The following is a 12,694-nucleotide window of genomic DNA, read 5'->3' as shown; positions in this document are numbered from 1 at the left end:
GTCGGATGCGTCGCAAAAGCTTCGGGCGTACGGCCCGGCGTACGGCACAAAGCCTAGCCACCCGTACGGACGCCGGGCACTGATCAATCGGGTGGCGGAGCACCCCCGGGCATCGGGTATCGTTTACGTCGTCCCCAGGGAAAAGCGCCGCGAGGCGAAGATCCACGGTGACATCCCATGGCGGTGTGCCCGAGTGGCCAATGGGAACGGACTGTAAATCCGTCGGCTTAGCCTACCCAGGTTCGAATCCTGGCGCCGCCACAAAAGAAGGCCCCTGATCTGCGGAGACGCGGATCGGGGGCCTTTGGGTTTTCCGTCGGCGCCGGTCAGTTTCCGGCCACGACCTTGACGGTCAGTTTCCGGCCACGTCCTTCACGGCCACCGACACCGGCACGTTCCCGCCGATCAGCTCCAGGGTCAGCCCCGCCGTCGACGGCGTCTCCACCAACTCCGCCAGCACCGCGGCCACATCGTCGCGCGGCACGGGCCCGCGTCCTGTGGAGGCCCCCAGGGTCACCAGTCCGGTCCCGGCGTCGTTCGTCAGCCGGCCGGGGCGCAGCACCGTCCAGTCCAGGCCCTTCCTGGCCCGTACGTCCGCGTCCGCCGCCCCCTTGGCCCGCAGATACGTGTCGAAGACCTCGTCGCCCCGGTGCTCGGGGTCGGCGCCCATCGAGGACACCACCACATAGCGGCGCACGCCCGCCCGCTCCGCCGCGTCCGCGAACAGCACGGCCGCGTCGCGGTCCACCGTGTCCTTGCGTGACGCGTCGCTCCCCGGGCCCGCCCCGGCCGCGAAGACGGCGGCGGTGGCGCCTTCGAGGATCGCGGCGACCTCCTCGACCGACGCCGACTCCAGGTCCAGTACGACCGGTTCGGCGCCCGCCGCCCGCAGGTCGTCGCTCTGCTTCGGGTCACGGACGATGCCCGCGACCTCACCTCCGCGTGCGGCGAGCAAACGCTCCAGCCGCAGCGCGATCTGACCGTGTCCACCTGCGATGACAGTGCGCATGTCTTCGACCGTACGCCCACCCGGCCGCCCCCGCTCAGAGCCCCGCCCGCACCACCCTCCGAGCGGCTGTACGGACACCTGACGGCCCGGCCGCCCGCGTACGCCCGAGACCGTACGCCCAGCCCCCCGGCCGCCCGCACGGCCCCGCCAGGGACCCCGGCCGCACGCGCTCACTGCCACGTCCCGCGCACGTCCCCGGCCCGCGCACGGACCCGTCTCCGTCCCTCCCCGGCCCGCTCAAGGACCCGTCTCCGTCCGTCCCTGGCGCGGCAGTTCGAGCTCCACCGCCGCCACCGTGTCGCAGTACTCGCGCACCGCGCTGGTCCGCGCCACCACCCGCCCCCGGTGCACCACGACCCGGCTGTACGCCAGGGACAGCACGGCGGACAGCCGCTCGCCCCGGACCGCCACCAGCTCCGCGGGGAACCCCGCCTCCAGCCGTACCTCGGGCAGCCCCATCGTCTCGCGCGCCACGGCCGACACCGTGTCGTACGCGTCCTGCGGGCGCATCCCGCTCTGCGAGGCCAGCAGGTACGCCGCCTCCAGCGGGTCCCCGCGGCCGACCGGGTTGGCCACGTCCCGCAGCGCACCGCTGCCCGCCGCGAGCCGCACCCCCGCCGCGCGCAGCAGCCGCACCGGCGCCACCCCCCGCTGGTCGATCCCGCCGCACCCGCCCTGCGGCTGGCACACCACGCCCACCCCGGCCGCCGCGAGCGCCTCGACGGTCCGCGTCGCCACCTCAAGGGGCAGCCGCGAGAGGCCGCCGCACGGGCCGATGGTGACCCCGGGACGCAGTCCGCCCGCCATCGCCGCGAGCCGCGCCAGCCGCGCCGGATCGTCACCCTCCGTGTGCAGGTCGACGGGGCAGCCGTGCTCCGCAGCCACTTCGAGCACCCGCTCCACGTACCCCGCCGGGTCCGGGTCGAGGTCCGGGCAGCCGCCCACCACCGTGGCCCCCATCTTCACCGCGTCCCGCAGCATCGCGAGACCGTCGGCGCCGGCCGTCCCGGTGAGCAGCCGCGGCACGGCCACCGCGGAGAGGTCCACCAGCCCGCGCAACGACCGGCGTGCCTGCAGGACCGCCTCCAGCGGGCCGAGTCCGTGCACGTCCCCGATCCGTACGTGCGAGCGCTGCGCCGTCGCCCCGTGGCCCAGCTGCAGCAGCGCCGCCTGCGTGGTCCGCTGCTGGACGTCCTGCGACGCGTACGGCACGGGCCCGCCCGCGTCGGCCGTCAGCGCGGTGTCGCTGTGCACATGGGGCTCCGCGGGGGCGGGCAGCAGCAGGAACCCGGAGAGGTCCACGCGGGAGGCGGCGTACGAAGGGAGGCTCCCCGCCGTACCGACCGCCTCGATGCGCCCCTCGCCGAGCCGTACGTCGACCGTGCGGCCGTCGGTGAGACGGGCGCCGCTCAACAGCACGGTGGTGGCGCCGCCGTCGGCGGCGGAACCACCGGAACCGCCGGAGTTCCCCCGGCGGCGAGGCGGCTGCGGCTGACTGTCGGACATCGCGCTCCTGGCGGACTCGGGCGGAGAGGGACGCGGCGGGGGAGTGGCCGGCGGCCAAGATCACGCAACGTCCGATCGAGCCTAGGGTCCCCTGTTCACGGCTTCGCGGAGGAGCGGAATAGTCGTACCGGAGTGACCTCCGGTGGCCTACGTGACGGGTGGGGGGAGCGGCCCGGAAGGGGACCGCGGAGGGGGTCGCGGAGGGGCCCCGATATGGATTTGGGGGATCGGCGCACACCCGTGTAATGTCTTCATCGCTCGCCCCAATAGCTCAGTCGGTAGAGCGTCTCCATGGTAAGGAGAAGGTCTGCGGTTCGATTCCGCATTGGGGCTCTGGTGTTCGGAGATCCTCCCCCTCGGGGGAGGTGATCCAGACATCAAAGCGGTGTAGCTCAGTCGGTAGAGCAAGCGGCTCATAATCGCTGTGTCACCGGTTCAAGTCCGGTCACCGCTACGCGCAGTAGCCGATTGCAGGGTCGGTCCTCCGATCGGCTACTCTTTTTTGCGTTCATCCGTACATCCGTCCGTCCAAGGAGCACTCACGTGGCTGCCACCGACGTCCGCCCGAAGATCACGCTGGCCTGCGTGGAGTGCAAGGAGCGGAACTACATCACCAAGAAGAACCGGCGTAACAACCCGGACCGCATGGAGATGAAGAAGCACTGCCCGCGCTGCAACTCGCACACGGCGCACCGCGAAACGCGCTAAGTACAGGCTCGTACACGAGGCCGTCCCCGATTGTTGGGGGCGGCCTCGTGTCGTTTGTCGTGCCCTGATTCCCTTGTCACGCCTGTTCCCTTTCCCGAAGATCCCTTTCGGAACTCACTCAGGAGGTACGAGTCCATGGCGCTCGACCAGTCCTTCGTGGGGCGGACCTATCCGCCCACCTCGTCGTACGAGGTGGGCCGGGAGAAGATCCGCGAGTTCGCCGAGGCCGTCGGCGACAGCAACCCCGCGTACATCGATCAGGAGGCCGCCAAGTCGCTCGGGCACCCGGACGTGATCGCGCCGCCGACCTTCGTGTTCTCCATCACCTTCAAGGCGGCCGGGACGGTGATCGAGGACCCGCAGCTGGGGCTCGACTACAGCCGGGTGGTGCACGGGGACCAGAAGTTCGCGTACTCCCGTCCGGTGCGGGCGGGCGACCGGCTCTCCGTCACCTCGACCATCGAGTCGGTCAAGTCGCTGGCGGGCAACGACATCCTGGACATCCGTGGCGAGGTCCACGACGAGAGCGGTGAGCACGTCGTGACCGCCTGGACGAAACTGGTGGCGCGCGCCGCCGCCGAGGAGGCGTGAGATGACTGCCAAGATCGCGTACGCGGACGTCGAGGTCGGCACCGAGCTGCCGGCGCAGTCGTTCCCCGTGGACCGCGCCACGCTGGTGAAGTACGCGGGCGCGTCCGGTGACTTCAACCCGATCCACTGGAACGAGAAGTTCGCGGTCGAGGTCGGGCTGCCGGACGTGATCGCGCACGGCATGTTCACCATGGCCGAGGCGGTCCGCGTGGTCACCGACTGGACGGGCGACCCGGCCGCCGTCGTCGAGTACGGCGTGCGCTTCACCAAGCCCGTCGTCGTGCCGAACGACGCCGAGGGCGCACTGATCGAGGTGAGCGGCAAGGTCGCCGCGAAGCTCGACGACAACCGGGTCCGGGTGGACCTCCTCGCGACGAGCGCCGGACAGAAGGTGCTGGGCATGTCCCGCGCGGTGGTCCGGCTCGGCTGAGCGGCCGGGGTGCGTGCGTGACGTGCGGGCAGGTAAGGGGCGGTCTCCATGGAGACCGCCCCTTACCTCGTGGCGGCGACGGTCAGCGCCGCTTCCTACCTCGTGGCGGCGACGGCCCGCTCGCCGCGTGGAGCGGGGCGCCCGCCCTTGACTGTGTTAGTGATTGGCCACTAACTTTGTTGCATGGTCAGGATGAGCGCGGCGGAACGGCGTGAGAGCGTGATCCGCGCGGCGATGGTCGAGTTCGCCCGCAGTGGTTACCGCGGCACCTCCACGGAGGCGATCGCGAAGCGGGTCGGTGTGTCGCAGCCGTACCTCTTCCGTCTCTTCCCCAACAAGGAGGCCATGTTCCTCGCCGCGGCCACCCGCTGTGTCGAGGACACCACCGAGGTGTTCAGGAAGGCCGCCGACGGGCTGGAAGGCCAGGCGGCGCTGGACGCCATGGGGGCCGCGTACCAAGCGCTCATCGCCGACGACCCGGACACGCTGCTCATGCAGATGCAGGTGTACGTCGCCGTGGCGTCCGCCGAGGCGGCCGGGGACCACGAGTTCGGCGAGGCGGTCAGGGCCTGCTGGATGGAGATGTTCGACACGGTCCATCTCTCGCTCGGCGCCGACGTCGGGGAGACCACGCAGTTCTTCGCGTACGGAATGCTCATCAACACCTTCGTGTCGCTGGGGTTCCCGCCCGAGCACCGTGCCTGGTCCGGCTTCCACGAGTCGACCCAGCCCAAGCAGTGAGGGGCGCGGTGGCACCCGTTCTTTCATGCGCAGAGAAGTTAGTGATCAATAACTAATCCGTAGGGGGAGCAGAAAATGGACGAGCCGACCGGGACCACCCGGCGCACCGGCACCACCTGGACCCTGGTCGTCACCAGCGTCGCCGGCTTCATGGCGGCGCTCGACAACCTGGTGGTCACCACCGCACTGCCCTCGATCCGCGGGGACCTCGGCGGCGATCTCGCCGACCTCCAGTGGACCGTCAACGCGTACACGCTCACCTTCGCCGTCCTGCTGATGTTCGGCGCCGCGCTCGGCGACCGGTTCGGCCGCCGCCGACTCTTCGTCACCGGCCTCGGCATCTTCACCGCCGCATCGGCCGCCGCCGCGCTCGCACCCGGAATCGACTCCCTGATCGCCGCCCGCGCGATACAGGGGGTCGGCGCCGCCGTCATGATGCCGCTGACCCTCACCCTGCTCACCGCGGCCGTCCCCGCGGCCCGCCGGGGAGCGGCCCTCGGCATCTTCAGCGCCGTCACCGGCCTCGCCGTCGCCAGCGGCCCGCTCATCGGCGGCACGCTCACCGAGCACCTCTCCTGGCACTGGATCTTCTGGCTGAACGTGCCCGTCGGCCTGCTCCTGCTGCCCCTCGCGGTCCTGCGCCTCAAGGAGTCCTACGCGCCGAACGCCCGTCTCGACGCCCGCGGCACCCTCCTGGTCAGCGGCGGCCTCTTCGGCGTCGTCTACGCCCTGGTCAACGGCCGGGAGGACGGCTGGACCAGCGCCCCGGTCCTCGCCGGGCTCCTCGTCGGCGCCGCGCTGCTGGGCGGCTTCGTCCACCACGGGTTCCGCCACCCGAACCCGATGCTCCCCATGCGGCTGTTCCGCGACCGCGGCTTCCTCGGCATCAACGCCGCGGGCCTGCTGATGTTCCTGGGCATGTTCGGCGCGATCTTCCTGCTCAGCCAGTTCCTCCAGAGCGTCCTCGGTTACTCGCCCACCGAGGCGGGACTGCGGATGCTTCCCTGGACCGGCATGCCGCTGCTGGTGGCGCCGTTCGCGGGCATCCTCTCGGACCGGATCGGCGGCCGGCCGGTCGTCGTGGCGGGCCTCGCCCTCCAGGCCGTCGGGCTCGCCCTCTTCGCGCTGGTCATCGGCCCCGACGTCTCGTACGCGGCCCAGCTGCCCGGCCTGGTCGTCGGCGGCGTCGGCATGGCCCTGTACTTCGCCCCCGCCTCCAGCGTCGTCATGGCGAGCGTGCGCCCCGCCGAACAGGGCATCGCCTCCGGCGCCAACAACGCCCTGCGCGAGGTCGGCGGCGCCCTGGGGGTCGCGGTCCTGGGCGCGGTCTTCTCCGCACAGGGCGGCTACGGGTCCCCCGCCGCCTTCACCGACGGCACGGTGCCCGCCCTGTGGATCGGCGCCTCGGCCGTCGCACTTGCCGCCCTCGTCGCCCTGCTGATCCCGCGCCGTACGAAAGCGGCGGTGCCGGCCGGGCCGACCGCCGAGGACTCCCGCGACCTCGTTCCCAACTGAGCCCGCCCGTCCCGGCCGGACCCCTCGCACCGGCCCGCCCGGTCCCCTCCCGTCCCTGGCTTCGCCCCCGACCACCCGAACGGAGAACCGCCGTGCCCGACCTGCCCTGGCTCACCCCGCAGCCGCCCGCCCCGCACACCGAGGCGTACGCCATGGCCTCCCGCTTCGAGACCCGCACCCTCCTGGGCGCGTTCCGCTTCCTGCTGCGCACGCCCCGCGTCATGGCCCAGATCCGCACCGCCCCCGGCGCCCACGGCGTCACCCTGCGGGCCCGCCCGCTGCGGCGCACCTTCTGGACGCTGTCCGCCTGGGAGTCGGCGGAGGCCCTGCACCGCTTCGCGGCCGGTGACCCGCACCGCTCCACCGCCCGCGCGCTGAAGGGGCTGATGAAGGACTCGGCGTTCACCTACTGGTCGGTGGCGGCCGACACGCTGCCGCTCACGTGGGACGACGCGCTCGTGCGGCTGGATAAGAAGCGTCCCGGCGCCCGGCACTGAGCCTCCGGGGCCGTGTGCACCCGGGTCCCGAGTGCGCCCCGGCAAGCGGCCCCCGCCCGACCGGCGGGGGCCGCTCCCGTGCTCTCGTACGCTGGACCCCGTGCAGGTACTCCACGACGCCCCCCTCGCCCCCCTGACCACCTTCCGTCTCGGCGGCCCCGCGGCCCGCCTGGTCACCGCCACCACCGACGACGAGGTGATCACCGCCGTCCACGAGGCCGACGCCGCAGGCACCCCGCTGCTGATCGTCGGCGGCGGCAGCAACCTGGTCATCGGTGACCAGGGCTTCGAAGGCACCGCCCTGCGCGTCGCCACCAAGGGCTTCCACCTCGAAGGCACCAAGCTGGAGCTCGCCGCGGGAGAGGTGTGGAGCGACGCCGTCGCGCGCACCGTCGAAGCGGGCCTCGCGGGTATCGAGTGCCTCGCCGGAATCCCCGGCTCCGCCGGAGCGACCCCGATCCAGAACGTCGGGGCGTACGGCCAGGACGTCTCCAGCACCGTCACCGAGGTCGACGCGTACGACCGCCTGACCCGCGAGAGGGTCACCCTCACCAACGCCGACTGCGCCTTCTCGTACCGCCACAGCCGCTTCAAGGAGGATCCGCACCGCTACGTGGTGCTGCGGGTGCGCTTCGAACTGGAGGACGCGGGCGGCCTGTCCGCGCCGGTCAAGTACGCGGAGACGGCCCGCGCCCTGGGCGTCTCGCCCGGCGACCGTGTCCCCGCGGCCGCCGCCCGCGAGACCGTGCTCGCGCTGCGCGCGGGCAAGGGCATGGTCCTGGACCCGGCGGACCACGACACCTGGTCCGCCGGCTCCTTCTTCACCAACCCGGTCCTCGACGACGCCCGGTTCGCCGACTTCCTCGCGCGCGTGCACGAGCGGCTCGGCCCCGACTCCGCCCCGCCCGCCTTCCCGGCGGGGGAGGGGCGGACCAAGACGTCGGCGGCCTGGCTGATCGACCGCGCGGGCTTCACCAAGGGGTACGGCGACGGGCCCGCCCGCATCTCCACCAAGCACACCCTCGCCCTCACCAACCGGGGCGCCGCCACCACCGAAGACCTCCTGACCCTCGCCAGGGAGGTCGTCGCCGGAGTCCGGGCCGCGTTCGGCGTGACCCTGGTCAACGAACCGGTGACGGTGAACTGCGCCCTCTGAGGGAGGCGCGAGCTCCCCGGCGGACGCGCAGGCGCCTCAGTACGCCACCCCGACGCCCTGCTTCACCGTCGCCGGGTCGTCCAGCACCGCCAGCATCGCGTGGGCCACGTCGGCCCGCGCGATGGTCCGGCCGCTGCGCGGAGTGCCGCCGACGACCTTCCGGTACGTCCCGGTCAGCGGCGCGTCCGTCAGCTTCGGCGGCCGTACGGAGGTCCAGTCGGTCGCCGACCCGGCCAACTCGTCCTCCATCGCCCGCAGATCGACGTACACGGGCTTCAGCGCCGCACTGACCAGCCGCCCGACGATCCGGTCCACGACCGGCTGGCGCGCCGGGTGCGGGCCGACCGGGGCCGCGCTGACCACCACGAGACGCCGGGTGGTCCCCGCCTCCATCGCGCGCAGCACCGTACGGGTCAGCCTCGTGGCGGTCCCGGCGTCCTTGCGACTGCGCGCGCCGAGCCCGGAGAGGACCGCGTCCCGTCCCGCCACTGCCTCGCGCAGCTCCTGCGGATCGGTCAGGGCGGCCCGCACGACGGTGAGCCGCTCGCCGCTCACCGTGAACCGCGAGGGGTCGCGCACCACCGACGTGACCACGTGCCCCGCGGACAGTGCCTGCTTGACGATCTCCTGCCCGATGCCGCCGGTGGCACCGAATACCGTGAGTTTCATCGCACACCCTCCTAGGGTGGGTAAGTGTTCACTCACCCCAGGGTGGGTGAGCGTTCACTCACCCGTCAAGGCCCAGTACCGAACCCGCCGAAGCCCGACCGCCCGAATCCGCCGAAGACCCACCACCGAGACCGCCCGGAGCCCCCATGCACCAGCCCACCCGCGAGCGCATCCTCGACGCCGCCCACGCGCTGATGCGCACCCTCGGCCTGTCCCGCGCCACCACCAAGGAGATCGCCCGCGCCGCCGGCTGCTCGGAGGCCGCCCTCTACAAGTACTTCGCGAGCAAGGAGGACCTCTTCGTCGCCGTGCTGGGCGAGCGGCTGCCCAGGCTCGCCCCGCTGCTGCACCGCCTGGTCCTCGACCCCGGCGACCGCTCGGTCGAGGCCAACCTCACCGAGATCGCCCGCCAGGCGGTGGACTTCTACGCGGAGAGCTTCCCGATCGCCGCCTCGCTCTACGCCGAGACCAAGCTCAAGGCACGCCACGACGAGGCCATGCGGGACCTGGGCACCGGCCCGCACATGCCCATCGAGGGCCTGGACGCCTATCTGCGCACCGAACTCGCCGCCGGGCGGATCGCGGCAGGCGCCGACACCTTCGCCGCCGCCTCACTGCTGCTGGGCGCCTGCGCGCAGCGCGCCTTCGCGTACGACGCGCAGGGCAGGACCGGCAAGCAACCCCCGCAGGACGCCGACGACTTCGCCGCCGCCCTCGCCCGCACCCTCCTGAGGGGCATCGCCTAGGACGGGAGCACAGCCAGGGCCGTGGCCTGCCGCCTCAGGACGCCAGCCACGCGTCGATGCCGCCCAGCAGCTTCTCCCGTACGTCCACGGGCGCGGCCGAACCCCGTACCGACTGCCGCGCCAGTTCGGCCAGTTCGGCGTCGGTGAATCCGTGGTGCTCCCGCGCCAGCTCGTACTGCGCGGCGAGCCGCGAGCCGAACAGCAGCGGGTCGTCCGCCCCCAGGGCCATCGGCACCCCGGCGTCGAACAGGGTGCGCAGCGGCACGTCCTCCGGCTTCTCGTACACCCCGAGCGCGACGTTCGACGCGGGGCACACCTCACAGGTGACGCCCCGGTCCGCGAGCCGCTTCAGCAGCCGCGGGTCCTCGGCGGCCCGCACCCCGTGCCCGATCCGCGCCGCGTGCAGGTCGTCCAGGCAGTCCCGTACGGAAGAGGGGCCGGTCAGCTCACCGCCGTGCGGCGCCGCCAGCAGGCCGCCCTCGCGGGCGATCGCGAAGGCCCGGTCGAAGTCCCTGGCCATGCCGCGGCGCTCGTCGTTGGAGAGTCCGAAGCCGACGATCCCGCGGTCCGCGTAACGTACCGCGAGGCGCGCCAGCGTCCGCGCGTCGAGAGGGTGCTTCATCCGGTTCGCCGCGACCAGCACCCGCATCCCGAGCCCGGTCTCCCTGGACGCGCCGTCGACCGCGTCCAGAATGATCTCCAGCGCCGGAATCAGCCCCCCGAGCAGCGGCGCGTACGACGTCGGGTCGACCTGGATCTCCAGCCACCCCGAGCCGTCCCGCACATCCTCCTCGGCGGCCTCGCGCACCAGCCTGCGGATGTCGTCGGGCGTGCGCAGACAGGAGCGCGCCGCGTCGTACAGCCGCTGGAAGCGGAACCAGCCCCGCTCGTCGGTGGCCCGCAGCTTCGGCGGCGCGCCGCTGGTCAGCGCGTCGGGGAGGTGCACACCGTGCCGGTCGGCCAGCTCCAGCAGGGTCGAGGGCCGCATCGACCCCGTGAAGTGCAGATGCAGATGTGCCTTGGGGAGCAGGGTCAGATCACGTACACGCGGGGCGTTCGGGGGGTGTCCCTCGGAAATGTCCAACATCCCAAGATCCTGCCGTACGCACGACGCACCCGGAAGCGGCTTTTCCCCAACGGGTGCGCCCCCGAACGCAGAAACGGCCCCCCGGCAGGACCGGGGGACCGTGACGGACAGCGGCGGACGGCTAGTCGCGCGCCTCCGCGAGCAGCTTCTGGATCCGCGACACGCCCTCGACGAGGTCCTCGTCACCGAGCGCGTACGAAAGCCGCAGGTAGCCCGGCGTGCCGAAGGCCTCGCCCGGGACGACCGCGACCTCGACCTCCTCCAGGATCAGCGCGGCCAGCTCGACCGAGGTCTGCGGGCGCTTGCCGCGGATCTCCTTGCCCAGCAGCGCCTTGACCGACGGGTACACGTAGAACGCGCCCTCGGGCGTCGGGCAGACCACGCCCTCGATCTCGCCGAGCATCCGCACGATCGTCTTCCGGCGCCGGTCGAAGGCGGTCCGCATCTCGTCGACCGCGTCCAGCGGACCGGAGACCGCCGCGAGGGCCGCGACCTGCGCCACGTTGGAGACGTTCGATGTGGCGTGCGACTGGAGGTTGGTCGCGGCCTTCACCACGTCCTTGGGGCCGATGATCCAGCCGACCCGCCAGCCGGTCATCGCGTACGTCTTCGCCACGCCGTTGACCACGATGCACTTGTCGCGCAGCTCGGGGACGATCGCGGGCAGCGAGGTGAACGCCGCGTCGCCGTAGACCAGGTGTTCGTAGATCTCGTCGGTCAGCACCCACAGCCCTCGCTCGTGCGCCCAGCGGCCGACGGCCTCCGCGTCGGCCTCGCTGTACACCGCGCCGGTCGGGTTGGACGGGGAGACGAAAAGGACGACCTTCGTGCGCTCGGTGCGCGCGGCCTCCAACTGCTCGACGGAGACCCGGTAGCCGGTGGTCTCGTCGGCCACGACCTCCACCGGCACACCGCCCGCGAGCCGGATCGACTCGGGGTAGGTCGTCCAGTAGGGAGCCGGGACGATGACCTCGTCACCCGGGTCGAGGATCGCGGCGAACGCCTCGTAGATGGCCTGCTTGCCGCCGTTGGTGACCAGCACCTGGGAGGCGTCGACCTCGTAGCCGGAGTCGCGCAGCGTCTTCGCGGCGATGGCGTTCTTCAGCTCGGGGAGCCCGCCCGCGGGGGTGTACCGGTGGTACTTCGGGTTCGAGCAGGCCTCGATCGCGGCCTGGACGATGTAGTCGGGCGTCGGGAAGTCGGGCTCGCCCGCGCCGAAGCCGATCACCGGGCGGCCGGCCGCCTTGAGGGCCTTCGCCTTCGCGTCCACGGCGAGGGTGGCGGACTCGGAAATTGCACCGACGCGGGCGGAGACCCGGCGCTCGGTCGGAGGGGTAGCAGCGCTCATACGGCCCATCGTCCCAGACCTCCGGGGGCCCGCGTACAGGCGTTTCACGGACCGGGCGGGGCCACGCCGGGCCCCTTTCTGTTCGACGCCGGGCCCGGGAGCACGTACACTCACCTGTCGTTGGCCCGCAGCAACCCGCTCCACCGAGCGCACTCCGTGCACCCGGTCGGATGCGGTAGGTTGGGGGAACCACAAAGGGTCGTAGCTCAATTGGTAGAGCACTGGTCTCCAAAACCAGCGGTTGGGGGTTCAAGTCCCTCCGGCCCTGCTACACACTCCTTCGCCAGGATGTGTGCGCATGTACGTACTTCTCTGCATTGTCGTGCGGCTCCACCGGGCGCGGCACGGCCACGACCCGGAATCAGGTGAGTAGCGTGACGGACGCCGTAGGCTCCATCGACATGCCTGATGCCCAGGACGAAGCGCCGAAGAAGGCGCGCAAGGGCGGCAAGCGGGGCAAGAAGGGCCCGTTCGGCCGCCTCGCGCAGTTCTACCGCCAGATTGTCGCGGAGCTGCGCAAGGTCGTCTGGCCCACTCGCAGCCAGCTGACGACGTACACCACGGTCGTCATCGTCTTCGTGGTCATCATGATCGGCATCGTGACCGTGATCGACCAGGGCTTCTCCGCCGCGGTGAAGTACGTCTTCGGCTAAAGCACTACTCGCGTAGGGCGCCTCCCTTGGGCGCCCCT

At 71.9% G+C, this 12,694-nt stretch carries 14 protein-coding genes and 4 tRNA genes; 13 read left to right on the top strand and 5 right to left on the bottom strand.

Annotated elements, in window-relative coordinates:
• The first annotated feature begins 179 nt into the window (after positions 1 to 179).
• Positions 180 to 261 (top strand) — tRNA-Tyr (locus ACIQM4_RS08525).
• 91 nt (positions 262 to 352) lie between these two features.
• On the opposite strand, the gene ACIQM4_RS08520 is transcribed toward ACIQM4_RS08525, so the two are convergent.
• The gene (locus ACIQM4_RS08520; RefSeq protein WP_401587736.1) at positions 353 to 1,009 is read right to left on the bottom strand and encodes an SDR family oxidoreductase; all 657 of its coding nucleotides are present in this window, start codon (positions 1,007 to 1,009) and stop codon (positions 353 to 355) included.
• 237 nt (positions 1,010 to 1,246) lie between these two features.
• Entirely contained in the window at positions 1,247 to 2,515 is a 1,269-nt protein-coding gene (locus tag ACIQM4_RS08515; RefSeq protein WP_401587735.1) for an amidohydrolase family protein, read from the bottom strand.
• Positions 2,516 to 2,775: 260 nt separating this feature from the next.
• Here ACIQM4_RS08515 and ACIQM4_RS08510 point away from each other — a divergent pair.
• From ACIQM4_RS08510 to ACIQM4_RS08470, 9 genes are all read left to right on the top strand, one after another.
• Positions 2,776 to 2,848 (top strand) — tRNA-Thr (locus ACIQM4_RS08510).
• Positions 2,849 to 2,896: 48 nt separating this feature from the next.
• Positions 2,897 to 2,969, top strand: a tRNA-Met gene (locus ACIQM4_RS08505).
• An 89-nt stretch (positions 2,970 to 3,058) separates the two neighbouring features.
• Positions 3,059 to 3,223, top strand: a complete 165-nt coding sequence (gene rpmG, locus ACIQM4_RS08500; RefSeq protein ID WP_007265873.1) for a 50S ribosomal protein L33 — start codon at positions 3,059 to 3,061, stop codon at positions 3,221 to 3,223.
• 135 nt (positions 3,224 to 3,358) lie between these two features.
• Positions 3,359 to 3,814, top strand: a complete 456-nt coding sequence (locus ACIQM4_RS08495) for a MaoC family dehydratase N-terminal domain-containing protein (protein ID WP_401587733.1) — start codon at positions 3,359 to 3,361, stop codon at positions 3,812 to 3,814.
• A gap of 1 nt (position 3,815) precedes the next feature.
• Positions 3,816 to 4,244: a MaoC family dehydratase gene (locus tag ACIQM4_RS08490; RefSeq protein WP_401587730.1), complete on the top strand. Its 429-nt coding sequence runs from the start codon at positions 3,816 to 3,818 to the stop codon at positions 4,242 to 4,244.
• Between the two features lie 183 nt (positions 4,245 to 4,427).
• Positions 4,428 to 4,985: a TetR/AcrR family transcriptional regulator gene (locus tag ACIQM4_RS08485; protein WP_401587728.1), complete on the top strand. Its 558-nt coding sequence runs from the start codon at positions 4,428 to 4,430 to the stop codon at positions 4,983 to 4,985.
• A 75-nt stretch (positions 4,986 to 5,060) separates the two neighbouring features.
• Complete coding sequence (locus tag ACIQM4_RS08480) at positions 5,061 to 6,500, top strand: MFS transporter (protein ID WP_401587725.1); 1,440 nt, start codon at positions 5,061 to 5,063, stop codon at positions 6,498 to 6,500.
• A 92-nt stretch (positions 6,501 to 6,592) separates the two neighbouring features.
• A complete protein-coding gene (locus ACIQM4_RS08475) occupies positions 6,593 to 6,997 on the top strand; it encodes a DUF3291 domain-containing protein (RefSeq protein WP_401587722.1) in 405 nt (134 codons plus the stop codon).
• 100 nt (positions 6,998 to 7,097) lie between these two features.
• On the top strand, positions 7,098 to 8,153 hold the full coding sequence (locus ACIQM4_RS08470) for a UDP-N-acetylmuramate dehydrogenase (RefSeq protein ID WP_401587719.1): 1,056 nt from the start codon (positions 7,098 to 7,100) through the stop codon (positions 8,151 to 8,153).
• A 36-nt stretch (positions 8,154 to 8,189) separates the two neighbouring features.
• On the opposite strand, the gene ACIQM4_RS08465 is transcribed toward ACIQM4_RS08470, so the two are convergent.
• Entirely contained in the window at positions 8,190 to 8,822 is a 633-nt protein-coding gene (locus tag ACIQM4_RS08465; protein WP_401587717.1) for an NAD(P)-dependent oxidoreductase, read from the bottom strand.
• A 146-nt stretch (positions 8,823 to 8,968) separates the two neighbouring features.
• Between ACIQM4_RS08465 and ACIQM4_RS08460 the strand changes: the two genes are divergently transcribed.
• Positions 8,969 to 9,568 (top strand): TetR/AcrR family transcriptional regulator, encoded by a 600-nt coding sequence (locus ACIQM4_RS08460; protein WP_401587715.1) that lies wholly within the window; start codon positions 8,969 to 8,971, stop codon positions 9,566 to 9,568.
• Positions 9,569 to 9,602: 34 nt separating this feature from the next.
• On the opposite strand, the gene ACIQM4_RS08455 is transcribed toward ACIQM4_RS08460, so the two are convergent.
• Together ACIQM4_RS08455 and ACIQM4_RS08450 are read right to left on the bottom strand one after the other, a co-directional pair.
• Positions 9,603 to 10,655: an adenosine deaminase gene (locus ACIQM4_RS08455; protein ID WP_401587712.1), complete on the bottom strand. Its 1,053-nt coding sequence runs from the start codon at positions 10,653 to 10,655 to the stop codon at positions 9,603 to 9,605.
• A gap of 121 nt (positions 10,656 to 10,776) precedes the next feature.
• On the bottom strand, positions 10,777 to 12,003 hold the full coding sequence (locus ACIQM4_RS08450) for a pyridoxal phosphate-dependent aminotransferase (protein WP_401587710.1): 1,227 nt from the start codon (positions 12,001 to 12,003) through the stop codon (positions 10,777 to 10,779).
• A gap of 195 nt (positions 12,004 to 12,198) precedes the next feature.
• Between ACIQM4_RS08450 and ACIQM4_RS08445 the strand changes: the two genes are divergently transcribed.
• Positions 12,199 to 12,271 (top strand) — tRNA-Trp (locus ACIQM4_RS08445).
• 106 nt (positions 12,272 to 12,377) lie between these two features.
• On the top strand, positions 12,378 to 12,656 hold the full coding sequence (gene secE, locus ACIQM4_RS08440; protein ID WP_401587708.1) for a preprotein translocase subunit SecE: 279 nt from the start codon (positions 12,378 to 12,380) through the stop codon (positions 12,654 to 12,656).
• Positions 12,657 to 12,694 lie beyond the last annotated feature (38 nt).

Origin of the sequence: Streptomyces sp. NPDC091272, from assembly GCF_044757485.1 — a bacterium.
In the GTDB taxonomy this organism is placed as follows: domain Bacteria; phylum Actinomycetota; class Actinomycetes; order Streptomycetales; family Streptomycetaceae; genus Streptomyces.
Note: the sequence above shows the minus strand (reverse complement) of the source record. Positions and strands in the feature narration are given on the sequence as shown.

What these genes read in the sequence shown, in the direction of transcription:
- ACIQM4_RS08520 (WP_401587736.1), bottom strand. Translation starts at nt 1,009, where the DNA reads ATGCGCACTGTCATCGCAGGTGGACACGGTCAGATCGCGCTGCGGCTG.
- ACIQM4_RS08515 (WP_401587735.1), bottom strand. Translation starts at nt 2,515, where the DNA reads ATGTCCGACAGTCAGCCGCAGCCGCCTCGCCGCCGGGGGAACTCCGGC.
- ACIQM4_RS08495 (WP_401587733.1), top strand. Translation starts at nt 3,359, where the DNA reads ATGGCGCTCGACCAGTCCTTCGTGGGGCGGACCTATCCGCCCACCTCG.
- ACIQM4_RS08490 (WP_401587730.1), top strand. Translation starts at nt 3,816, where the DNA reads ATGACTGCCAAGATCGCGTACGCGGACGTCGAGGTCGGCACCGAGCTG.
- ACIQM4_RS08485 (WP_401587728.1), top strand. Translation starts at nt 4,428, where the DNA reads ATGGTCAGGATGAGCGCGGCGGAACGGCGTGAGAGCGTGATCCGCGCG.
- ACIQM4_RS08480 (WP_401587725.1), top strand. Translation starts at nt 5,061, where the DNA reads ATGGACGAGCCGACCGGGACCACCCGGCGCACCGGCACCACCTGGACC.
- ACIQM4_RS08465 (WP_401587717.1), bottom strand. Translation starts at nt 8,822, where the DNA reads ATGAAACTCACGGTATTCGGTGCCACCGGCGGCATCGGGCAGGAGATC.
- ACIQM4_RS08460 (WP_401587715.1), top strand. Translation starts at nt 8,969, where the DNA reads ATGCACCAGCCCACCCGCGAGCGCATCCTCGACGCCGCCCACGCGCTG.
- ACIQM4_RS08455 (WP_401587712.1), bottom strand. Translation starts at nt 10,655, where the DNA reads ATGTTGGACATTTCCGAGGGACACCCCCCGAACGCCCCGCGTGTACGT.
- ACIQM4_RS08450 (WP_401587710.1), bottom strand. Translation starts at nt 12,003, where the DNA reads ATGAGCGCTGCTACCCCTCCGACCGAGCGCCGGGTCTCCGCCCGCGTC.